Origin of the sequence: Catenuloplanes atrovinosus (genome assembly GCF_031458235.1) — a bacterium.
GTDB classification, from domain to species: Bacteria; Actinomycetota; Actinomycetes; order Mycobacteriales; family Micromonosporaceae; genus Catenuloplanes; species Catenuloplanes atrovinosus.
This window is the reverse complement of record NZ_JAVDYB010000001.1, coordinates 1,990,589-2,011,004: the sequence shown is the minus strand read 5'-3', so window position 1 is coordinate 2,011,004 and position 20,416 is coordinate 1,990,589. Positions and strand designations below refer to the sequence as shown.

The 20,416-nt window shown below is 74.0% G+C and carries 19 protein-coding genes; 9 read left to right on the top strand and 10 right to left on the bottom strand.

The window, feature by feature from the left end; genetic code table 11:
• The first annotated feature begins 143 nt into the window (after positions 1-143).
• The 5 genes from J2S41_RS08845 to J2S41_RS08825 all read left to right on the top strand — a co-directional run bounded on the left by J2S41_RS08845 (position 144) and on the right by J2S41_RS08825 (position 3,887).
• Positions 144-746 carry a helix-turn-helix domain-containing protein gene (locus tag J2S41_RS08845; RefSeq protein ID WP_310365370.1) on the top strand — a complete coding sequence of 201 codons (603 nt, stop codon included), beginning with the start codon at positions 144-146 and terminating at the stop codon, positions 744-746.
• A gap of 1 nt (position 747) precedes the next feature.
• The gene (locus J2S41_RS08840) at positions 748-1,971 is read left to right on the top strand and encodes an MFS transporter (protein WP_310365368.1); all 1,224 of its coding nucleotides are present in this window, start codon (positions 748-750) and stop codon (positions 1,969-1,971) included.
• Positions 1,968-2,378, top strand: coding sequence for a hypothetical protein (locus J2S41_RS08835; protein WP_310365366.1), 411 nt, complete (start codon positions 1,968-1,970; stop codon positions 2,376-2,378). Before J2S41_RS08840 ends, J2S41_RS08835 begins: the two co-directional genes overlap by 4 nt.
• Positions 2,341-2,691 (top strand): VOC family protein, encoded by a 351-nt coding sequence (locus tag J2S41_RS08830; protein WP_310365363.1) that lies wholly within the window; start codon positions 2,341-2,343, stop codon positions 2,689-2,691. Before J2S41_RS08835 ends, J2S41_RS08830 begins: the two co-directional genes overlap by 38 nt.
• Positions 2,692-2,924: 233 nt before the next feature.
• Entirely contained in the window at positions 2,925-3,887 is a 963-nt protein-coding gene (locus J2S41_RS08825; protein ID WP_310365362.1) for a helix-turn-helix domain-containing protein, read from the top strand.
• Between the two features lie 449 nt (positions 3,888-4,336).
• On the opposite strand, the gene J2S41_RS08820 is transcribed toward J2S41_RS08825, so the two are convergent.
• Genes J2S41_RS08820 through J2S41_RS08805 form a run of 4 tightly spaced genes read right to left on the bottom strand, consistent with a single transcriptional unit; the run spans position 4,337 to position 7,968 of the window.
• On the bottom strand, positions 4,337-5,644 hold the full coding sequence (locus tag J2S41_RS08820) for a sensor histidine kinase (protein WP_310365360.1): 1,308 nt from the start codon (positions 5,642-5,644) through the stop codon (positions 4,337-4,339).
• On the bottom strand, positions 5,641-6,318 hold the full coding sequence (locus tag J2S41_RS08815; protein ID WP_310365358.1) for a response regulator transcription factor: 678 nt from the start codon (positions 6,316-6,318) through the stop codon (positions 5,641-5,643). Before J2S41_RS08815 ends, J2S41_RS08820 begins: the two co-directional genes overlap by 4 nt.
• Positions 6,319-6,322: 4 nt before the next feature.
• Positions 6,323-7,075 (bottom strand): ABC transporter permease, encoded by a 753-nt coding sequence (locus tag J2S41_RS08810; RefSeq protein ID WP_310365356.1) that lies wholly within the window; start codon positions 7,073-7,075, stop codon positions 6,323-6,325.
• A complete protein-coding gene (locus tag J2S41_RS08805) occupies positions 7,072-7,968 on the bottom strand; it encodes an ABC transporter ATP-binding protein (RefSeq protein WP_310365354.1) in 897 nt (298 codons plus the stop codon). Before J2S41_RS08805 ends, J2S41_RS08810 begins: the two co-directional genes overlap by 4 nt.
• A gap of 131 nt (positions 7,969-8,099) precedes the next feature.
• Here J2S41_RS08805 and J2S41_RS08800 point away from each other — a divergent pair, with 131 nt between their 5' ends.
• Positions 8,100-9,104: an NAD(P)-dependent alcohol dehydrogenase gene (locus tag J2S41_RS08800; protein WP_310365351.1), complete on the top strand. Its 1,005-nt coding sequence runs from the start codon at positions 8,100-8,102 to the stop codon at positions 9,102-9,104.
• 47 nt (positions 9,105-9,151) lie between these two features.
• On the opposite strand, the gene J2S41_RS08795 is transcribed toward J2S41_RS08800, so the two are convergent.
• Positions 9,152-10,288 (bottom strand): calcium-binding protein, encoded by a 1,137-nt coding sequence (locus J2S41_RS08795; RefSeq protein ID WP_310365350.1) that lies wholly within the window; start codon positions 10,286-10,288, stop codon positions 9,152-9,154.
• 199 nt (positions 10,289-10,487) lie between these two features.
• On the opposite strand from J2S41_RS08795, the gene J2S41_RS08790 reads away from it, so the two are divergent.
• A complete protein-coding gene (locus tag J2S41_RS08790) occupies positions 10,488-12,065 on the top strand; it encodes a methyl-accepting chemotaxis protein (protein ID WP_310365349.1) in 1,578 nt (525 codons plus the stop codon).
• A gap of 210 nt (positions 12,066-12,275) precedes the next feature.
• On the top strand, positions 12,276-12,917 hold the full coding sequence (locus J2S41_RS08785; protein WP_310365347.1) for a response regulator: 642 nt from the start codon (positions 12,276-12,278) through the stop codon (positions 12,915-12,917).
• 54 nt (positions 12,918-12,971) lie between these two features.
• On the opposite strand, the gene J2S41_RS08780 is transcribed toward J2S41_RS08785, so the two are convergent.
• The 5 genes from J2S41_RS08780 to J2S41_RS08760 form a co-directional block, all read right to left on the bottom strand.
• Positions 12,972-13,709, bottom strand: a complete 738-nt coding sequence (locus tag J2S41_RS08780) for a LamG-like jellyroll fold domain-containing protein (protein WP_310365345.1) — start codon at positions 13,707-13,709, stop codon at positions 12,972-12,974.
• 66 nt (positions 13,710-13,775) lie between these two features.
• Positions 13,776-14,162 (bottom strand): DUF6401 family natural product biosynthesis protein, encoded by a 387-nt coding sequence (locus J2S41_RS08775; RefSeq protein ID WP_310365343.1) that lies wholly within the window; start codon positions 14,160-14,162, stop codon positions 13,776-13,778.
• Between the two features lie 75 nt (positions 14,163-14,237).
• On the bottom strand, positions 14,238-17,279 hold the full coding sequence (locus tag J2S41_RS08770; protein WP_310365340.1) for a M14 family metallopeptidase: 3,042 nt from the start codon (positions 17,277-17,279) through the stop codon (positions 14,238-14,240).
• Between the two features lie 51 nt (positions 17,280-17,330).
• Positions 17,331-18,641 (bottom strand): hypothetical protein, encoded by a 1,311-nt coding sequence (locus tag J2S41_RS08765; RefSeq protein WP_310365339.1) that lies wholly within the window; start codon positions 18,639-18,641, stop codon positions 17,331-17,333.
• A gap of 164 nt (positions 18,642-18,805) precedes the next feature.
• A complete protein-coding gene (locus J2S41_RS08760; protein WP_310365337.1) occupies positions 18,806-19,228 on the bottom strand; it encodes a MarR family winged helix-turn-helix transcriptional regulator in 423 nt (140 codons plus the stop codon).
• Between the two features lie 41 nt (positions 19,229-19,269).
• Here J2S41_RS08760 and J2S41_RS08755 point away from each other — a divergent pair, with 41 nt between their 5' ends.
• Positions 19,270-20,415, top strand: a complete 1,146-nt coding sequence (locus J2S41_RS08755) for a PP2C family protein-serine/threonine phosphatase (protein ID WP_310365335.1) — start codon at positions 19,270-19,272, stop codon at positions 20,413-20,415.
• Position 20,416 lies beyond the last annotated feature (1 nt).

The following is a 20,416-nucleotide window of genomic DNA, read 5'->3' as shown; positions in this document are numbered from 1 at the left end:
CCACGTCCTCCCGATCTCCGCGCCGATCGCGGAACTCGATCCTGGACGGTCGCGCCGCTTCCGGCACGGGGTGCGGACACCGTGCGCGGGTAGGCCCAGCCATACCCCAAGCAATCGCTTGACATCCATGCAAGACTCCAAGCATGTCCTTGGAATCGAGTCCGGCCGGACCGCGCCGTGTCGTCCGCGACCCGCTCGCGCTGCGCGCGCTCGCCCATCCGCTGCGCCTCAAGCTCGGCGCGCTGGTCGCGCGGGAGGGCACGATCACGGCCGCGGAGGCGGCCCGCCAGCTCGGCATCAGTCAGGCGCTCGCCTCGCACCACCTGCGGCAGCTCGCCAAGTACGGCTTCGTCGAGCCCGCCGAGGCCGGCGACAACCGAGCGCGGCCGTGGCGCACCACCGCGGTCAATCACCGCTGGGAGCCGGGCGACTCGGCCGACGGCCGCGAGGCCTCCGACCTGGTGGAGACGTTCCTGGCCGAGGCCGCGCTGCGCCAGCTCACCGACTGGCAGCGCCGCCGCGACCAGGCCGATCCGCGGCTGGCCGAGCAGAGCGGCGTGTCGCAGAACCTGGTCTACCTCACGCCGGACGAGCTCGCCGCGTTCAACCGGGCCTGGGAGCGGCTCATCGCCCCGCTGGTGCGAAAGCGCCCGCTCGGCGACGCCGCCGCCCGGCCGGCCGATGCGATCCCGGTCGACGTGACGCTGCTCGTCGTCCCGGTCCCGCCGACCGCGGCGGGCAACTGACATGCCGCTGTTCGCGCTGCTCGGTGCCGGGTTCATCTCGCTGACCGGGGACTGGATCCTGCGTACCGGCCTGGCCTGGCAGGTCTACGCGCTGACCGGCTCCACGCTCGCCGCCGCGGGTACCGTGCTCGCCTCGCTGATCCCGCAGACGCTGCTCGGCCCGCCGGCCGGCGTCCGCGCGGATCGCGGGAACCGCCGGCACACGATGATCGCGGTGAACCTGCTGCTGGCGCTCTGCCTGATCCCGCTGCTCGCGGTCACCTCCGCGGACCGGGTGTGGATCATCTGGCCGGTGGTGGCCGCGCAGAGCTGCCTGGTCCCGTTCTTCGTCGCCGCCGAGTCCGCGCTGCTGCCGTCGCTGGCCGGCGCGCATGGCCTGGTCCGGGCGAACGCGCTCAACGCCCAGGTCCGGGACGTGGCCCGGCTGACCGGCGCCGGGATCGGCGGTGCGGTGGCCGCCGCGGGCGGGCTGCCGCTGCTCGCGGCCGTCGACGCGGCCTCGTTCCTGGCCGCGGCCGCACTGCTGGTCGCGGTGCCGGCGCGCGCGGGCCGCGTACCGGCGACAGGTCATGATCCTGATGCGGGGCGCGGGTGGCGTGACCTGACCGGCGGACTCCGGCTGATCTCCCGGTCGCCCGCGTTGCGCGTGTTCGGCGCGTTCTTCGTGATCACCGGGGTCGGCGAGGCGATCATGGCCACGCTGATGGCGCCGTTCGTGCGCGACGTGCTGCACGCGTCCGCCACCGCCTACGGCACCGTCCTCGCGGCCCAGGCGATCGGCGGCCTGGCCGGCGGCGCCGCCGTGGCGCTGGCCGGCCACCGGATCTCCCCCTGGCCCGCGGCCGCCTGGGGCGCGGTCGCGTTCGGCGCGGCCGACCTCGCGCTGTTCCTCTACCCGCTGGCCACCTCCGCGCTCTGGCCCGCGTACGCGCTGATCGTCCTGGCCGGCCTGCCCGGCGCGCTGCTCGCCGCGGCCGGCATGACCATCGTGCAGACCGCCGCCGGTCCCGCACACCGCGGCCGCGTCTTCGGCACGTTCCTGACGCTGGAGGCGCTCGCCATGCTGGCCGGCACGCTCACCGCCGGCGCGCTCGGCGACCACCTCGGCATCATCCCGGTCATCGCCGCCCAGGGCGCCGCCTACTGCCTCGCCGGCCTCCTCCTCGCCGCCGCGTCCCGCCGCGCGACGGTGCACCGGACCCCCGCGGCTGCGCTCGCCCCGTGACCACGATCGACGATCTGCTGCCGCGGGCGCGCACGCCGCCGCACTACCGCGAGCTGGTCAGCGACCCGCGCGCCGATCAGGACGTGCCGCGCGAGCTGGTGGCCGGCCCGTACCCGTTCGTGCGGACCGCGGTCGCGGCGTGCCCGCGCGCCGACGCCCGGACGCTCGCCGCCGTCACCCTGGACGGGCTGAGCGACACCAGATCGATCGCGGGGTCGCACGCGGAGGTGGCTGGTGTGCGCTTACCGGGAATCCCGCGCCAGGTCGGCCCGGATGTCCCGGAGGCGGCCCGCAGGTCGGGCGCGCACGGCCGTACCGTCGCGCGGCGGCCCGTCCCCGCCCACCGGTTTTCGCCGCTAGCCTGTGCCGATGGCTCTCGATCTGTTCGCCGGTGTCTTCGTTCGTGACTTTCCCGCCGCGCTCGCCTGGTACGAGCGGCTGTTCGGCGCGCCGCCCGGGTTCTTCGCGCACGAGACGGAGGCGGTGTGGGAGCTGGCCGAGCACCGGTTCGTCTACGTGGAGCAGCTTCCGGAACGGGCCGGGCACGCGCTGCACACCATTTTCGTCGACGATCTCGACGGGATCGTCGCGGGAATCTCGTCACGTGGACTGGAACCGGCGAAGAGCGAGACGTACGACAATGGTGTCCGAAAGATCACCTATGTCGACCCGGATGGCAACGAAATCGGATACGGCGGCGCGCCAATCGATTCCGAATAAAGAATTAATTGCGGCCGGATTTGCCTGGTCGTCGATCGCCAGACGCCTTAAAGCGAATATCCTTTGTGCTCCCCCGCAATCTGCCACCTGGCTGATCGCGGCACCGCACCGCACCTATATTACCTGCTCAGAGCCGTGATAGCCGACCGGGTGTACCCCGACTCGGATAGAGGGTTGCGCCACGCCCGTAATCGTGGCAATACTCGTTGTCTGAGTAGGAGGTGGGCGTAGTCATGACCGATCTTGGGTGGCGAGAGGCGGCGGACGAAAGGGAATTCCGCGTCGCACTCAAAACGCTACAGGAAAAGCGCGGGCTCAGTAACAAGGAACTCGCCGCCGCCATGCAGTTCCACCCGTCATACGTCAGCCACATCATCAGCGGCCGCTGCGCACCCACGCCGAACTTCGCGATGCGCGCGGACGCGGTGCTGGAGGCCGACGGCGACCTGCTGAAACTCTGCGTCAAGGCGCGCCACGGCGACCCGGTGCTGCGCGCCGGCATGGTCCGCGAGGCCGAGTTCCCCGCGCCCGGCGCGGCCGAGCTGATCGTCGAGCGCGAGGAGGCCGCGGTCCGCTACGACGAGGCCGCCCGCCGCTACCAGATCGTGGTCCGCCGGCACCTGCTCAACCGCACGGCCGAGCCGGTCACCTGGTTCCCCGCGCACGTGGCCCCGGACCCCTCGCCCGACGACTACCAGGCCGCCAAGCTGCTCTACGCGACACAGCCGATCAGCGACCGCGACCTCGGCTTCTCCGCGCGCTACAACGGCCGCCCGGTGAGCTGGAACGTCGAGCGCCGCAGCGAGTGGCGCCGGGACATCGCGATCCGGTTCCGCCGCTTCGGCCTGCACGAGCCGATCTACCCGGGCGAGCGCGGCGTGGTCGAGTACGGCTACCGCCTCCCCGAGACCCACTGGGGCGACTGGTTCGAGCGCGAGATCCGCTGGCTCACCAAACAGCTCGTGGTCCGCCTCGAGTTCCCGCGCCACCTCGCCATGCACGTCGCCGGCGAACTCTCCTCGATGAGCGGCGACCGCCCGCTCGACCCGCCCGCCACCGTCGTCCCGGCCGGCGACCTGGACCGTTTCGAGTGGCGCAGCGACACCCCGCTCAAGCCCGGCGTCTCGGTCCGCTTCGCCTGGACCGTCACCGCCGCCACCCCGGCCCGCCGCGGCGCCCTGCTGATCGCCGCCTGAGATCCGGTCGGCAAGCTCCGGCGGGCACCGAGCCGCCCCCGAAGGCCACCACCGATATGCCCACTTCCGGCGTGCCGCGGCCCGCATGCTCCCGCGGGCCAACCTCGCGGCGGCTCCGCCGCCGCTCCGCCGCCGCATCGGAGCCGGTGCCGCCGCTGGTCACCACGACCCACGGAGGCGCACGCGACGCCGTACCCCCCGGCGAGGGATCTTGATCCGAGGGGTGGAAACGGTCGCGGGCCGCGCATACTCGCCGGTGCCGGAGCTGGCTCCGAATCTGGTCGAGGCGCTCGGGGACGAGGTCGGCTACGGCCCGCACGTCGGCGCTGGAGGCCGGCTGATCCGCCGCCCCCTGGAATTCCTCGCCACCGCTCCGACGACACCGCACCCCTCTCCGCGCCGAGCCCGGGCGGATTCACGTGATCGGATCGAACCGCGGGACAGCACACCTAGGACGGCGCGGTGGGGGTGGGGAGGCGGGGCAGGAGCACGCGGAAGGTGGCGCCGTGGGCGGGGGCGGTGATCAGGTCGACGCGGCCACGGTGCGCGGTCACCAGCTCGCGGACGATGGACAGGCCGAGGCCGGCGCCGCCGGGCGTGACCCGGTAGAAGCGGTCGAAGACGCGGGCGGCGCGCTCGGGTGTCAGGCCCGGGCCCGCGTCCGCGACCTCCACCACCGCCTCGTCGCCGCAGGTGCCCACGCCGATCCGCACCGGCGTGCCCGCGGGCGTGTGCGCGATCGCGTTGCCGACCAGGTTCGTCACCACCTGCCGCAGCCGCGCCTCGTCGCCGGCGACCGGTGCGCTGCCGGGCGGGCCCTCGCCGCCCGGGCCGGTCAGCGTGACCGGGCGGGTGACGTCCAGCGCGCGCACGTCCAGGTACGCGTCCGCCGCCACCGTGCGCAGGTCCATCGGGGACAGGTGCAGCACGCCCGGCTCCTCCAGCCGGGCCAGCAGCAGCAGGTCCTCGGCGAGCGCGGCCAGCCGCCCGGACTCGCGGGCGATGTGCGCCATGGTCCGGTCCACGTCCGCGCGCGAGGGCAGGCCACCCATCCGGTACAGCTCGGTGAACCCGCGGATGGCGAACAGCGGCGTGCGCAGCTCGTGGCTGACGTCGCCGAGGAACGCGCGCATCCGCTCGGCCGACCGTTCCCGGGCCGTGAACGCGGCGGCGAGCTGCTCCAGCATCACGTTCAGCGACGCGGCCAGCCGGCCCGCCTCGGTGCGCGGCCGGGCCGGGACCGGCACCCGGTGGGTGAGGTCGCCGCCCGCGATCGCCGCGGCCGTGACCTCGATCCGGCGCAGCGGCCGCAGCCCGGCCCGCACCGCGAACCAGCCGGCCACGGCCAGCACCGCCACCAGCGTCGCGGCCGTGCCGCCGGTGACCGCCCACATCCGGCGCACGATCGCGTCCACCTCGGACAGCCGGATCGCCACCACCGCGCCGCCGTCCTCCGGCGGCAGCACCCGCCAGCCCGCGGACTCGTACGGCCCGTCCGCCGCCCGGACCTCGAACGGCGCGCCGGCCGGCGGGCCCAGGTACAGCTCCGGGACCAGGTCGAGCCGCTCGGTGAGCACCTGGCGCCCGGCGTCCGGCACCGGCGCCACGCGGGAGACGTCGGCCAGCAGCCGCAGCTGCGTGTCGATCCGCTCGACCAGGTGCCGCCGCAGGTAGCCGATCGCGACCGTGTCCGAGATCAGCAGCCCGGCGGTGAGCAGCACCAGGCAGATCGCCAGCAGCCGTGCGCGCAGGCTCATGACCGCGGCCTGCGCAGCACGAAGCCGACGCCGTGCACGGTATGGATCAGCTTCGGCTCGCCGGTGTCGACCTTCCGGCGCAGGTAGCTGATGTACGTGTCGACGATGCTGGTCTCGCCGCCGAAGTCGTACCGCCACACGTCCGCCAGGATCTCCGCCTTGGTCAGCACCCGCCCGGCGTGCCGCATCAGGTGGTGCAGCAGCCGGAACTCGGTCGGGGACAGGCGTACCGGTTCGCCGCGCAGCGACACGGCCATCCCGGACGGGTCCAGCGTCAGGTCGCCCGCGGTGAGCGTGTCCGCCTCGGACCCGCCGCTGCGCCGCAGCACCGCGCGGATGCGGGCCAGCAGTTCCTGCAGGTCGAACGGCTTGGTCACGTAGTCGTCGCCGCCCAGCGTCAGCCCGCGCACCTTGTCGGCCGGCGTGTCCCGCGCGGTGAGGAACAGCACCGGCACGCGCGCGCCGCCGACCCGCAGCCGCCGCAGCACCTCGAATCCGTCCAGGTCCGGCAGCATCACGTCCAGCAGCACCAGGTCGGGCGGCTCGCGGCGGGCCGCGTCCAGCGCCTCCGCCGCGGTGGCCGCCGACGACACCGTGAACCCGGCGAACCGCAGCGTGGCGGCCAGCAACTCGCGTACGGTCGGCTCGTCGTCGACCACCAGCAGGCTCTCCATGCCGTCAAGCATCCCGCCTGCGGAACACCGCGTAGGAGAGCGCGAGCAGCGCGGCGATCGTCGCGTACATCAGCGCGAGCCCGGCCCACGGGCCGAGCGTGTCCGGCTGTGGCACGGTGGACACGATCTGCTGCCCGGCGATCGTCGGCCACCACTTACCGAACCAGGGCGGCAACGCGTCGGCCAGCAGCGGCGCCACCAGCAACACGGCCACCAGCACCGCGAACGCGCCCGCGGTCGCGCGCAGCAACAGGCCGAGCGCCACGCCGAGCAGCGCCACGCCGGCCAGCCACAGCCCCGCGCCGATGACCGCGCGGAACACGCCGGGGTCGCCGAACTCCGCCCGCGGCGCGCCGACGATCGTCAGCTGCGGCTGGCTGGCCGCGAACGTGCCGATCGCCATCACCAGGCCCACCAGCAGCGCGAACCCGCCCGCCACGGTCGCCTTGGCGGCCAGCAGACGGCCGCGCCACGGCACCGCGCACAGGGTGGTACGGATCATGCCGCTGGCGTACTCGGACGTCACGGTCAGCACACCCAGCGCGCCGATCGCCAGCGGCGCCAGGCTGAACAGGCCGAACAGGCTCGTGAAGACCGGGTCGAACTCCCCGGCCGGAGCCTCCACGTGCCTGGCGCCGAACCGGTTGGCGACCAGCATCCCCAGCCCGATCGCCAGCGCCAGCGCGAGCACCACGGTCCCGGGCGTCGAGCGCAGGCTACTGAGCTTGGTCCATTCCGAGCGCAGCAGCCCGATCATGCGGTGAACTCCAGACTTCCGGCGGTCAGGTCCATGAACGCGTCCTCCAGCGAGACGCGGTGCGGGCTCAGCTCGGACAGCGCGATGCCGTGCGCCGCCGCGATCGCGCCGGCCTCGGTGCCGTCCATCCCGGTGACGATCAGCGCGCCGTCCGCCGCCACCGTGACCCGTTCCGCGCCGAGCAGCGGGATCAGCCGCCGGGACGCCTCCGTGCGGATCAGGACGCCGGCGGCCGGGGACACCACGTCGTCCAGCGGGCGGTCCGCGAGCAGCCGGCCCCGGCCGAGCACGATCAGGTGGTCGGCGGTCAGCGCCATCTCGCTCATCAGGTGGCTGGAGACCAGCACGGTGCGGCCCTGGGCGGCGTACCCGCGCATCAGGACCCGGATCCAGCGGATGCCCTCCGGGTCGAGCCCGTTCACCGGCTCGTCGAACATCAGCACCGGCGGGTCACCGAGCAGCGCCGCCGCCACGCCGAGCCGCTGGCCCATGCCGAGCGACAGGCCGCCGGCCCGCCGCCGGCTCACGCCGGCCAGGCCCACCATCTCCAGCACCTCGTGCACGCGCCGGGCCGGCAGGTGGTTGCTCTCCGCGAGGCAGAGCAGGTGACGGTACACCGTGCGCCCCGGATGCACGGCGCGGGCGTCCAGGAGCGCACCCACCGTACGCATCGGGCTCCGGTGGTCCCGGAAGGGTTTTCCACCGATCGTCACCGAGCCGGACGACGGCGCGTCCAGCCCCAGCATCATCCGCATCGTGGTGGTCTTGCCCGCCCCGTTCGGCCCGAGGAAGCCGGTGACCCGGCCCGGCTCCACAGTGAAGCTCAGGCCGTCGACGGCGTGAATCGCGCCGTAACGCTTGGTGAGGCCCTTCGCCTCGATCCGCATGCTCATGGCGGACACGCTGACATCGGGGACTGGCGTTTTCGTCCGAGGCTCTGTGAGAACCCTGTGGGGCGGCTCCGGGAGCGGTCAGGGCTGTCCCCGATGGTCTCGGACCCGCGTGATCCTTACCGTCGGTATCCATGAAGGCCATCGTGCAGCAGCGGTACGGAGCCGCGCCCACCGTGCTCCAGGTCGGGGAGGTCGCGACGCCCGCGGCCGGGCCCGGCGACGTCCTCGTCCGCGTCCACGCCGCCGCCGTCAACGCCGCCGACTGGCACATCATGCGCGGCGACCCGTGGATCGCCAGGCTCGCCGCGCCGGAGGTCTTCGGGCGGCGCGGGCCGAAGCGGCCGATCCGCGGCCGGGACATCGCGGGCGTGGTGGAGGCGGTCGGGTCCGGCGTCGAGCGGTTCACGCCCGGTGACGAGGTCTTCGGCGATCTCGGCGACGTCGGTGGCGGGTTCGCGGAGTTCGCGGTGGCGCCGTCCACCAGCCTCGCGGCCAAGCCGGTCAACCTGTCGTTCGCCGAGGCCGCGGCCGTGCCGCTGGCCGGCAGCACCGCGCTGTACGGGCTGCGCGACCTGGCCGGCGTCCGGCCGGGCCAGCGCGTGCTGATCAACGGCGCGTCCGGCGGCGTCGGCACGTTCGCGGTGCAGATCGCGGCCGCGATCGGCGCGGAGGTCACCGGCGTGTGCCGCACCCGGAACGTGGACCTGGTCTCCTCGCTCGGCGCGCACGAGGTCATCGACTACACCACCACCGACTTCGCCGCGCTCGGCCGGCACTGGGACGTGATCTTCGACCTGACCGGCCGGCGACGGCTCGCGGACTGCCGGCGCGCACTCACGCCGACCGGCACGCTGCTGCTGGCCGGCGGCGGGATCTTCGAGGGCGGCAGTCTCCTCGGGCCGATGGCCATCCAGGTGCAGGGGCGGCTGCTGGCCCGGTCCGCCCGCCCGCAGCGGCTGCTGCCGTTGCAGATCCGGCCGCGCGCGGCGTACCTGGACGCGCTGCGCGACCTGATCGAGTCGGGCGCGGTCCGGCCGGTGATCGAGAGGACGTATCCGCTGGACGCCGCGGCGGAGGCGGTCAACCATCTGGAGCAGGAGCACGCGCGGGCCAAGCTGGTGCTGACCGTGCGCTGAGCACGACGGAGGGCGGGGCCGCGGCCCCGCCCTCGCACCTCGGCCGGTCAGACGTGCTCGACCGTCTCGCAGGCGACCGCGGTACCGGCCGCGGCGGCGTCCAGCTGGCAGACGTCACCCGCGTCGGTGCGGTGGTCGCCGCCGTCCAGCCGGTCCGTGTCGGCCGGGAGGCCCCAGCCGCCGATCAGCCGGTCGTCGCCGCCCAGCCCGTCGATCACGTCGGTGCCGGCGCCGCCCTCGAGCACGTTGTCGCCGTCGTCGCCGGTGAGGACGTCGTCGCCGGTGGAGCCGTAGAGGCTCTCCACGGCCAGGAGCGAGTCACCCTCGCCGGGCTCGCCGTCGTCGCCGCGCACGCCGTTGAGCGACGCGACCACGCCGGTCTCCCGCTCGGTGTAGTAGCCCGCGTCCCGGCCGGCGCCGCCGTCCAGCACGTCGGCGCGCAGGCCGCCGATCAGGTCGTCGTCGCCGTCGCCGCCGAGCAGCGTGTCCTCGCCGGCCCCGGTGCCGTCCTGGTCGCCGTAGAGCACGTCGTCGCCCGCGCCGCCGTCGACCAGGTCGCTCCCGGCGCCGCCGCCGACCGTGTCGTCACCGTCGCCGCCGTGGAGCACGTCGTCGCCGTCGTCGGCCGGGCCGAACGGCGAGGTGCCGTTGACGTCGTCGTCGCCCGCCCCGCCGCGGACCGTGTCGCGGCCCTCGCCGCCGCTCACCGTGTCGTTGCCGGACCGGCCGTCGACGGTGTCGTCACCCTCCTCGGCGTGCAGTTCGTCGCCGGCGGAGTCGGACCCGATCAGCGTGTCGTCGCCGGCGCCGCCGTAGATCATCACGGCGGTCGAGGATTCGTTGCGGACGATGTCCCGGCCGTCCAGCACCCGGACCTGGAGCGCGTACACGTTCTCCGGCGTGCCGACGTCACAGGTGACCGTGGTGCCGGCGACCGCGGTGCAGCCCGGGCCGGCCGTGATCGGGTGTACGTCGGTGAACGTGAGCGAGGAGCCGGCGCCGGTGATCAGCAGGTCGTTGACCTGCCCGGCACCGGCGACGAACTCGGTGAACACACCGTCGGTGACCGCGACGACGGAACCGGCCGCCGCCGCGTGGGCGGGTACCGCGGTGACGATGAACCCGGCCGCGGCGAGCGCCGCGATGCCGCCGGTCAGGCCGGCGGCACGACTGATCGCGTACATGAAACCCCCGTTGCTCGTCGATGCCGCGCCATCAGCGGCGCGGCGTGGCGGGGGAAGCCTAGGCAGGTCGATCATGGACGGTCGAGTGTGTACCGGGCCGGTGGCACGAATCCGGGAGTCCGGGTCACCTTTTCCTCAACCTCGCGGGCTGAGCGCCGAAAGGTGGGGAAAGTACCGGCATGAGGTAAAGGTGACGCGGATGCGGTCCCTGAGTATGCGCACCAGTCTGCTGGCCACGGCCGCGGTCGCACTGGTCGTGGCGCTGTTGGTCGGCGGGCTGAGCGTGGTGCGGATGTCCGCGATCGCGGACCGCGCCGAGGCCGTCTACGACGAGGCGCTGCGGCCGCTGAGCGTGGTCCAGGACATCGAGCAGCTGATCTGGCACTCCCGCTGGGCCAGTCTGTCGAACCTGACCGGCACCGACCCGGCGAAGGTCGCGGCCTACGCGGAGGAGACCGCCGCGACGCTGGACCAGGTGTCGGTGCGGCTCGAGGAGTACGAGGGACTGACCGTCACGGACGCCGAGCGCGCCGCGATGGCCACGTTCGCCGACAACTGGGCCGTCTACCTCGACCTGCGCAAGCAGTCCTCGGCGCTGAAGCAGGCCGGCAAGATCGAGGAGTGGCAGGCGTTCCGCAGCAGCACGCTCAACCCGTCCATCGTCACCGCGATGGAGGACCTGGCCGCGCTGAAGGAGCTGTCCCAGCAGCACGCCACCCGGACCGCGCAGGACGCGCGCGACGCGGCCGACCAGGCCCGTACCCTGATCATGATCGTGCTGGCCGCCGGCGTGGTGCTGGCCGCCGCCTTCTCGCTGCTGGTGGCGCGCGGCCTGGTCCGGCGCCTGTCCGGGCTGGAGTCGACGCTGGCCGCGATGGCCGCCGGTGACCTGACCGAGCGCCCGGCCGACGCCAGCGGCGACGAGATCGGCCGCATGTCCCGGGCCGTCCACCAGGCGAACGCGCAGATGCGCGCGGCCGTGCGGACGCTCGCGGAGGCCAGCACCGGGCTGGCCGAGCGCTCCGCCGACCTGCAGCGGGCCAGTGGCACGCTGTCCAGCAACACGAACGAGGTCTCCGGCCGGGTGGGCTCGATCGACGAGGCCGCGGGCGAGGTGACCGCGGGCGTGAGCGCGGTGGCCAGCGGTGCCGAGGAGATGGGCGCGGCGATCCGGGAGATCGCGGTCAGCGCCACCGAGGCCGCGCAGGTCGCGGCGGACGCGGTCCGGGTCGCGGCGCAGGCCGAGGAGCTGATGACGAAGCTGGACAGCTCCTCCGCGGAGATCGACAGCGTGGTCAAGGCGATCACCGCGATCGCCGGCCAGACGAACCTGCTGGCGCTGAACGCCACCATCGAGGCCGCGCGCGCCGGCGAGGCGGGCAAGGGCTTCGCCGTGGTCGCCGGTGAGGTCAAGGACCTGGCGCAGGAGACCGCGAAGGCGACCGAGGAGATCAGCCGCCGGATCGAGGCGATCCAGGCGGACACCCGGATCGCGGTCGAGTCGATCTCCGGGATCGGGCACATCATCGGCCGGATCAACGACTACCAGAACACGATCGCGTCCGCGGTGGAGGAGCAGAGCGCCACCACCAACGGCATGACGTCCGACCTGAACCGCGCGGCCGGCGGCACCTCGCAGATCAGCAGCCAGATCGGCGACGTCGTGCAGGTCACGGCCGCGACCCGGGACGCCGCCCAGGCCACCGAGACCGCGGCCGGCGACCTGGCCCGCATCTCCGGCGAGCTCCGTACCGCGGTGGCCGGGTTCCGCTACTGATCCTCCGCGCGTTCCGTGGGCGGCCGGTGTCACCGGCCGCCCACGTTCTGTCCCGGCGGCCTCGGACGCCGCAGGGAGGAGCGCCAGCGACGACCGGTGCCCGCGGGAGCGTGCGGAAGCCGACCCGCCGGGACGGGGTATGTGGAGGTCCTCGATCCGAAGGGACCTTCGACCCTGTGGGCAGCGGCCCGGAGGCGGTAGAAAGGAGGGGTGATTCGTGTGTTTCTGCTTGACGACCACGAGGTCGTGCGCCGCGGCATCGCCGACCTCCTCGGCGCCGCCGGCGACATCGAGATCGTCGGCGAGTCCGGCCTCGCGCAGGAGGCGGCCCGGCGGATTCCGGCGCTGCGCCCGGACGTGATGATCCTGGACGGCCGGCTGCCGGACGGCAGCGGCATCGACGTCTGCCGGGACGTCCGCGCCGTGGACTCGTCGATCAAGGGCCTGATCCTCACGTCGTACGAGGACGACGAGGCGCTGTTCGCCGCGATCATGGCGGGCGCGTCCGGCTACGTGCTGAAGCAGATCCGCGGCAACGACCTGGTCGACGCGGTCCGGCGGGTGGCGCAGGGCCAGTCGCTGCTCGACCCGGCCGTCACGCAGCGCGTGCTGGAGCGCATCCGCACCGGCGTGGAGGAGCCGCACGAGTTGCGCTCGCTCACCGAGCAGGAGCGCCGGATCCTGGAGTACGTGGCGGAGGGCCTCACCAACCGGGAGATCGCCGGCAAGATGTTCCTCGCGGAGAAGACCGTGAAGAACTACGTCTCCAGCGTGCTGGCCAAACTGGGCCTGGAGCGGCGCACCCAGGCCGCGGTCCTGGCCACCCGCCTGCTCGGCGAGCACCGGGCCTGAGCGTTCCGGCGGGCCCGGCTCGATGTGAGAGCCGGGCCCGCCGTCCGGGGGAACTCAGCCGACCGAGACGGTGACGTCGTCGATCGCGCCGCCGAACGCGGTGCGCTTGGCGTTCAGGTTCTGCGCGCCGACCCGCAGCGGCAGGTTGTTGCTGATGCTGACCGAGGACGGGACGGCGACCGCGCCCCGGTTCTGGCCGTCCACCCAGATGATGAGCTGGGTGGCGGTGCGCTGGCAGGTCACGGTGTGCCACTTGTTGTCCAGCACGCCGGTCGAGGACTTCGCCATGTACCGCTTGGCGCCCTTGCCGGCCCCGGCGATCACGCAGGACGGCAGCTTCTTCTTGCCGCCGATCTGGAGCTTCCACTGGCCCTGCGCGTCCGCGACGCCCTTCTGCAGCAGGTTCGACTCGCTGCCGACGGCCTGTGCGGTGGCGGCCAGCGTCAGGCCGTACGAGAACGGCTTGGTGCCGGGGTCGAGGTCCTGGTCGTCGCCGCCCTCGAGCAGCACGCGCGGGCACTTGGCCGCGTTCTCCGCGCAGCGGGCCGGGAACGCGAGCGCGCGTCCGCTGCCCTTGGTGACGTATTTGACGGTGCCGCCGTCCGCGGCGCGCAGGCGCAGCGGCAGCCCGCGGCCGGAGGCGTCACTGACGGTGTCGGCGGCGCTGTCGAACGTGTACTTCGCGACGACCGTGGCGGTGCCGGCCGCGGGCGCGGCCGGGGCGGCGACGGCCGCGGTGGCGGGCAGCAGCGCGATCGCGGCCGCCGCCAGCAGCATGGTGGGAACCTTCATGGGGGCAGAGTAGTTTCGTCCCTTTTGTGGGCAAAGCAGCCTTGCCGTTCACAAAAGGGCGAATCTCTAGAGCAACGCGGCGTCCTCCGCGAGCATGCAGACCGCGACCAGGCGGAGCAGGTGCCACTCGGCGGTCAGCCAGTCCAGCGGCGCCACGTGCGCGCCGCCCGGCTCCGGCAGGAACCGGCCGGCCCGGCGCGCGGCGGCCGTGATCGACCGGCCGTACGCGGCCAGCGAGCCGGCGTCGATCGGGCGCCCGGCGCCGCGGAGCGACTCGCGCACCGCGGCGGCGTGCTGATCCACCGCCGCCAGCAGGCCGGCGTTGGCGTAGGCGGCCGTGATGCCGTCGACGCCCACGCGGGCCATGACCTCGTCCAGGAACAGCAGATCGGCGTTGAGCAGGAGCTCGGCGTCGAGGCCCTGGGCGGTCACGGCGGGGATCTCGTTGTTCATGCCGTGAACGTTAGGCAGTAAACACGCTGAGTGGTAGACGGGTAACTGAATGACAACCAACTGCACCCGACCCGGCTACCGATCGCCCGGTAAACAGCCGGAAATCGGACAGCGGCCGCCCCCGGTCAGGTGTCGCAGCGCGCGCCGGACCAGGTCCTCGCGCGCGGCCGGCGCCAGCCCCTCCAGGCCGAACCCGAGGTACACCGTGTCCGGCGTGGTGACGATCGCGCCCTCCTCGAAGATCCGCGCCGAGCCGGTCCAGCCGGACGCCATGGCCGGCGAGCCCGCGGGCGGCCCGGCCGCGGACCAGCCGCCGAGCCCGTCCTCGAACGACGTGGCGGTCACCGCGCCGCCGGCCGTGATCTCCGCGTCGTCGACGAACACGCCGAGCCCGAGCGTGCCCTCGTCGGTGACGTACGTGATCGACACCTCGGCCGCGGACCCGGCGTACCGGGACAGGTCGAACGACCACCGCTGCCAGCCGCCGGACGAGCCGGTCGCGGCGTGCCAGCGGTCGTTGGCGGTGCAGGACCGGCCCTTCCTGGTCAGGTAGCGGCCGAGCGCCGGGTGCAGGTCGGTCGCGCAGCTCTCACCGGGCGCGGTGCCGGTCCGGCCGCCGGCCTCGGGCAGCGTGGTCCACTCGTCGGTGCCGGCCCGCCGCGCCTCCACGAACAGGAAGTCCCAGTTCTTCTCGATGTCGTACGAGGTGGCGAAGCGCAGCGACGCGGTGGCGCCGGCGGGCACGGTGACCTGCCGGGTGAGGCGCTTGTACGCGGCGTTGTTCCGCCCCGCCCACGCGTACCGTTCGCCGGTGACCGGGTCGAACGGCGCGGCGCCGGGCCGCTCCCAGCGGGCCGGGACGCGCGCGTCGAACCGCCGCGCCGCCGGCAGGAAGCTCGACGTGCTCAGGAACGTGGCGGTGTGCCGCTGCGTGTCGTCGAGCGTGCCGGTCCAGCCGGCGAACGCGCCGGACGTGCCGGTGATCGGATGCCGCTGGACGCCGCCGACGTACCGGTACGCGCCCAGCCAGTACTGCGCGAAGTCGTCGGACAGGCGCAGGCAGGCGGTCGAGGTCGCGTCCGCGCACTCCCCCGGCCCGTCCGGCCGGTAGACCGCGCCGCCGTTCAGCGACTGGGCGTAGAGCGCGTGCTGGCCGCCGAGCAGCAGTTTCCCGCCCTCGTTGAGGTAGTCGCGGACCGCGACCTCGGTGGCGGCCGCGGCGCGCGTGGTGGTGCCCTTCGGCTGGCCCCGGTCCCGTGGGATCACGTCGTCGCCGGTCTCCCAGACCACGGCCCGGTAGTGCGAGAGCACGCCGAGGTGATGCGGCGCGACCCGGCCGCGGGTGTCCAGGTCGTAGACGTCGGTGTCGTACCCGGCGGTGCGCAACGCGGCCTCGTGCATCGCGGCGTACTTCGCGGCGGTCACGCCGGGCTGGTCCGGGGTGGTGCCGGTGACGTCCTCGGCCGCGAGCACCAGCACGTCGCCGCCCAGGTCGCCGGCGACGGTGTAGGCGAACCGGCCGCCGGTGACGGTGACCCCGTCCTTCTCACCGGTGAACCACACCTCGACGCGGTCGCCCGGCCGCTGGCCCGGCACGGTGCCGCGCAGTTCCGCGTAGTAGGCGGTGCCGTCGGTGCCGTAGCGCTCGCCGCCGCGCCACTGGCGGACCGGCGCGCCGCCCGGCGTACCCCCGTTGATCCGGTATCGCAGCCGCACGTGCTTCAGCGCGCGCCGGGCGACCACCGCGACCGGCTGGGACGTGCCGTACGAGACGGCGAACGGGTCGGCGGCGAAGTCGGGCGTGGTACGGCCGGTCACGGTGACCGGGTCGTCCGGGTCGGCCGCGGACCGGGCGACCGAGAGCGCGAACGGCACGTTCCTCTCGAACTCGGCCCTGATCAGGTTCTCGTCGTCCGGGAAGGTGAAGTCGCCGGCGCAGTCCTCGGCCCGCCACCGGTCGCCGGGCACCGAGTCGGCCGCGTGCCGGCAGGTGGACATCTCCGGCGTGAAGCCGAGCGTGCCGTACCGGACGGCCGCGTGCAGGTTGGTGTCGCCGTTGGTGGTGTACAGCTCCGCGGTCAGGTCCGGGTCGTAGCCCGGGATCGCCGGTGCCGCGTCGTCGCCGGCCATCGCCCGGTGGATCACGTCGTCCGGCGAGGGCGTGGCGACCTGCCAGCCGATGCCGTAGAGCAGCAGCCGCGCGGCCGAGTGGTAGTTGACGAAGAACTCGAAGCCGACCCGCCGGAACAGCCCGTCCAGCGCGCGCGTCTCCGGCTCCGAGCCCGCCTCGGTCCCCCGGTAGGTCTCCCCGGCCGGGTCGCCGGTGGAGCCCTCGTCGTCGTAGCCCCACCGGTGGCCGAAGTTGCGATTCAGGTCCACGCCGTCGCCCGGCCCGATCCGGCCGTCGCCGTCGTTGTCCCGCAGGTTCTTGCGCCACAGCCGGTTACCCTCGGTGAACGTGTGGTCGTAGCCGTCCGGGTTGGCCACCGGCAGGAACCACAGCTCCGTGGTGTCCAGCAGCCGGGTGATCTCCGGATCGGTGCCGTAGCCGGCCAGCACGTGGTGCAGCAGCCGCCGCACCATCTCCGGCGTGATCCACTCCCGGGCGTGCTGGGCGCCCACGTAGAGCACGGCCGGGCGGGCGCCGTCCGGCACGCTTCGCGCGTCCCGGGTCACCTTGACAGCCAGGATCGGTTCGCCCCGCACGGTACGGCCGATCGTCGCCACCGAGGTCAGCGCGGGGTGCCGGGCCGCGATGGCGGTCAGCTCGTCCCGGATGCCGCCCGGCTCGCCGTACGGGCGGTACGCCCGCCACCCGAACCGGGCCTGCGCGCGCAGCGCGTCGGCCGCGCGCTCGCCGCGTACCGTCCTCGGCGTCAGCCGCAGGCCCTGGCCCGCGAGCCGCGCGGCCTGGCGGGCGGAGAGCACCACCTCGACCGGGCCCGCGCCGCCGGTGAGCTCCACGCCCGCCGCGCGCAGCCGGTCGCGCTGCGCGGGCGTGGCCGCGCCGGTGTAGACCTCCAGCCCGCCGTCGGCCGGCCCGGCCGCACGGGCCGGCACCGCCGCCCCCGCCGTGCCGATCAGCGCGAGCACCAGCGCCGCTGCCGCTGTCCTCATCGTGGTGTCCCCCGTCGTCGTCGCCGATCGGGACAACGATCGGGACCCGCCTCAGGAAAGCGGGTTCACTCCCTTGATCGACAGCAGGTACCAGGCGGTCGCCGCGATCTGCCGGCTCGGGTAGTAGCCGGAGTCGGCGAAGCCCACGTGCAGCGGGCTGGACGCGGCCACCACGCCGCACCGCTCCGGCAGCGGACGGCCGCCGACGGTCTGCCCGGCGCCGAGTTCGGCCTGCGCGTCCGTGATCGGGTCCCGTTCGCGCAGCGCGTCGCGGGGCTCGCCGGCCGCGCGCAGCGCCACCGCGTACTGCGCGGTGCCCTCGAACCAGACCGCCTGCGGATCGGGCTTGGGCAGCCCTTCCTCGATCGGGCGGTCCGGGTCCACCGCGGGGCTGAGCGTGCTGACCGTGAGGCCGCGGTAGCGCTGCCCGCCGGTGAGCTCGCTGTTCGGCGCCGCGGGCGTGTCCGTGACGCGCAGCCGGTGGCCGACGAAGGCGAGCGCGCCCCGGTACCGCTCGTCGCGCAGCGCCAGCCACGGGTGGGTCTGCGCGTCGAGCGTGCGCGCGCCGTCGTCCCGGGTGTCGCCGTCCGTCGAGCCGGCGGCGAAGCAGCACTCCTCGTCGCCGGCGATCCAGGCCCGCTCGACGAACCGGCGGGCGCGGTCCTGCTCCGCCTTCCAGCCGAGCCGGGAGAAGAGCGTGTAGAGGCACGCGTTGTGCACCGTGGACTGCGCGGCGATCCGCGTGCCCTGCCGGTTCCAGCCGAGCGTGTACCCGCCGAGCCGGCCGGTGGAGGTGGCCTCGTCGCGTACCCAGGCGGCCAGCGCGGTCGCGGCGTCCAGGTAGCGCTGGTCGCGGGTGTGCCGGTGCAGCGCCAGCAGCGCGAGCCCGGCCCACGCCTGGTCGCCGGTGAACGCGGCGGTGAACCGGAACGGCCCGCCCGCGTCGACCGTGCCGCCCGGGCCGGTGAGGCGGTGCGGCCAGGCGCGGTCGCCACGGCGGTACGGCGCGACCGCGTACGCCTGGCGCAGCGGCCCGGTCCCCCACTCCGGGTCGTGCGTGCGCGCGTGGAGCAGCGCGTCGCCGATCGCGACGGCCCGTTTGACGTCGCCCAGGACGAGGTACGCGTGGACGGCGAGCGCCGCGTCGTAGGTGAACGCCGTGCTCATCAGCCCCACCTGGTCGGAGTAGGACTGCGGGAGGCGTGGCCCGTCGATGTCGTACGCGTCGGTCATCGCGTCCAGGAACCGTGCCGCCCGGACCCAGGGCACGGCCGCGCTCGCCGTCCCGGCCGGCAGCGCGGCGCCCACCAGCCCGCCCGCCGCCGCCTTGAGCAGCAGACGCCGCCCGCTGACTGTCACCATTGGAGAACCCCCGTCACCCCGTCTGATATGCACCTTTTACCCGAAGGCCGTCACCCCCGCGATACGCCACGCCGCGACGGGGGACCCGGGCGTTGAATAGTTGCCGTCCAGCAAGTATCTTTCTGCGCGGGAGGGGATGATTCGTGCGCGAACACCCGGCCGCTCTAGCCGGCGGCCTCACGGAAGGCCTCGAGGCCGCGGCGCAGTGCCGCGCGATCCGCGGGCGTCATCCGGGCCAGGACGGTGGCCAGCCGCTCCCGTCGCCGTGCGCGCAGCTCGGCGAGGAACCGGCGGCCCGGCGGCGAGAGGCGCACCAGCACCTCGCGGCGGTCCGCGTCGGACTGCCGGCGCTCCAGCAGGCCGGCGGTGACCAGCCGGTCGGCGAGCCGGCTGGCGGAGGAGAGCACCACGCCGAGGTGACCGGCCAGGCCGCGCAGGTTGACGCCGCCGGGCAGCGCCTCCAGCGTCAGCAGCGCGCGCAGCTGCGACGCGGACAGCGGCGTGGGCGTGTCGTCGTCGTACGCGGCCAGCAGCCCGTCCGCCGCCTCGTCGATGTCGGCGGCGTCCGGGACACGGTCGGCTCCCATGGTGCAGGCAAGACTATCCTCGTTCGCGCTCGGGAGGCACGATGCACGACCGCCTGATCGGCGCCCAGCGGACGCTGATGTGCGCGCCGGCCCACCGGATCGTGGAACACCTGTCGGAATATCTGGCCAAGGAGTACGCGGGCGCCGCGCTGGAGCTGTTCCAGGTCGACTACCGGCTCAGCGAACTGGTGCCGCTGGACGGCGGCCCGGCGATCACTCATCCGGGCGCCCCGGCCTGGCGCGCCTTCGACCACCTGACCGAGGTCGAGGACGGCCCGTCGCTGTGGCTGCCGGTCGCGGTCCGCGGCGACCGGCTCGGCGTGGCCCGGATCTTCCCGGCGCCCGCGGACGCCGCGGTCCGGGCCGAGCTGGCCGAGATCGCCGACCTGCTCGGGCACGCGCTCGCCGCGGCCCGCGAGGGCACCGACCGGTACGCGGTGGCCGCGCGCACCAAACGGCTGACGCTCGCCGCCGAGATGCAGTGGGGCCTGCTGCCCGGGCGCGGCCGCACCGGCCCGGCGTTCGCGCTGGCCGGGCAGTTGGAGCCGGCGTACGCGGTGCGCGGCGACACGTTCGACTGGTCCGACGACCTGGACCGGCTGCAGGTCGTGGTGGTCAACGGGCACGGCGAGGGCGTGGCCGCGGCCACGCTGACCTGCCTGGCGATGAACGCGCTGCGCAACGCGCGCCGCGCCGGCCTGGACATCGCGGACCAGGCCATGCTCGCCGACCAGGCCATCTACTCGTACCACCGGGGCACCCAGCACATCGACGCGCTGATGCTGGACCTGGACCTGACGACCGGCGTGGTCACCACGGTCGACGCCGGCTCCCCGCGCCTGATGCGGCTGCGCGACGGCGAGGTCACCCCGGTCACGCTGGACGCGCAGGACCCGCTCGGCATGTTCGACGGCACCATGTACGCCACCCAGACGTTCACGCTGGAGCCCGGCGACCGCCTGTTCGTGGTCAGCGACGGGATAGCGGAGGCCACCGCGCGCGGCGCCCGCTACGGCGACACCCTGCTGGACCGCTTCCTGGCCCGCAGCGGCGCGCTCTCCCCGCTGGCCGCCGTCCGCTCGGTCATCGGCGACCTCCGCGCCTTCATCGGCGGCGAAATGATCGACGACGCGGTCGCGGTCTGCCTGGACTGGACCCCGCCCACCCCGGGAGACGGCCGAGGTTAAC

What these genes read in the sequence shown, in the direction of transcription:
- J2S41_RS08845 (WP_310365370.1), top strand. Translation starts at nt 144, where the DNA reads ATGTCCTTGGAATCGAGTCCGGCCGGACCGCGCCGTGTCGTCCGCGAC.
- J2S41_RS08840 (WP_310365368.1), top strand. Translation starts at nt 748, where the DNA reads ATGCCGCTGTTCGCGCTGCTCGGTGCCGGGTTCATCTCGCTGACCGGG.
- J2S41_RS08830 (WP_310365363.1), top strand. Translation starts at nt 2,341, where the DNA reads ATGGCTCTCGATCTGTTCGCCGGTGTCTTCGTTCGTGACTTTCCCGCC.
- J2S41_RS08825 (WP_310365362.1), top strand. Translation starts at nt 2,925, where the DNA reads ATGACCGATCTTGGGTGGCGAGAGGCGGCGGACGAAAGGGAATTCCGC.
- J2S41_RS08820 (WP_310365360.1), bottom strand. Translation starts at nt 5,644, where the DNA reads ATGAGCCTGCGCGCACGGCTGCTGGCGATCTGCCTGGTGCTGCTCACC.
- J2S41_RS08815 (WP_310365358.1), bottom strand. Translation starts at nt 6,318, where the DNA reads ATGGAGAGCCTGCTGGTGGTCGACGACGAGCCGACCGTACGCGAGTTG.
- J2S41_RS08810 (WP_310365356.1), bottom strand. Translation starts at nt 7,075, where the DNA reads ATGATCGGGCTGCTGCGCTCGGAATGGACCAAGCTCAGTAGCCTGCGC.
- J2S41_RS08805 (WP_310365354.1), bottom strand. Translation starts at nt 7,968, where the DNA reads ATGAGCATGCGGATCGAGGCGAAGGGCCTCACCAAGCGTTACGGCGCG.
- J2S41_RS08800 (WP_310365351.1), top strand. Translation starts at nt 8,100, where the DNA reads ATGAAGGCCATCGTGCAGCAGCGGTACGGAGCCGCGCCCACCGTGCTC.
- J2S41_RS08795 (WP_310365350.1), bottom strand. Translation starts at nt 10,288, where the DNA reads ATGTACGCGATCAGTCGTGCCGCCGGCCTGACCGGCGGCATCGCGGCG.
- J2S41_RS08790 (WP_310365349.1), top strand. Translation starts at nt 10,488, where the DNA reads ATGCGGTCCCTGAGTATGCGCACCAGTCTGCTGGCCACGGCCGCGGTC.
- J2S41_RS08780 (WP_310365345.1), bottom strand. Translation starts at nt 13,709, where the DNA reads ATGAAGGTTCCCACCATGCTGCTGGCGGCGGCCGCGATCGCGCTGCTG.
- J2S41_RS08775 (WP_310365343.1), bottom strand. Translation starts at nt 14,162, where the DNA reads ATGAACAACGAGATCCCCGCCGTGACCGCCCAGGGCCTCGACGCCGAG.
- J2S41_RS08770 (WP_310365340.1), bottom strand. Translation starts at nt 17,279, where the DNA reads ATGAGGACAGCGGCAGCGGCGCTGGTGCTCGCGCTGATCGGCACGGCG.
- J2S41_RS08765 (WP_310365339.1), bottom strand. Translation starts at nt 18,641, where the DNA reads ATGGTGACAGTCAGCGGGCGGCGTCTGCTGCTCAAGGCGGCGGCGGGC.
- J2S41_RS08760 (WP_310365337.1), bottom strand. Translation starts at nt 19,228, where the DNA reads ATGGGAGCCGACCGTGTCCCGGACGCCGCCGACATCGACGAGGCGGCG.
- J2S41_RS08755 (WP_310365335.1), top strand. Translation starts at nt 19,270, where the DNA reads ATGCACGACCGCCTGATCGGCGCCCAGCGGACGCTGATGTGCGCGCCG.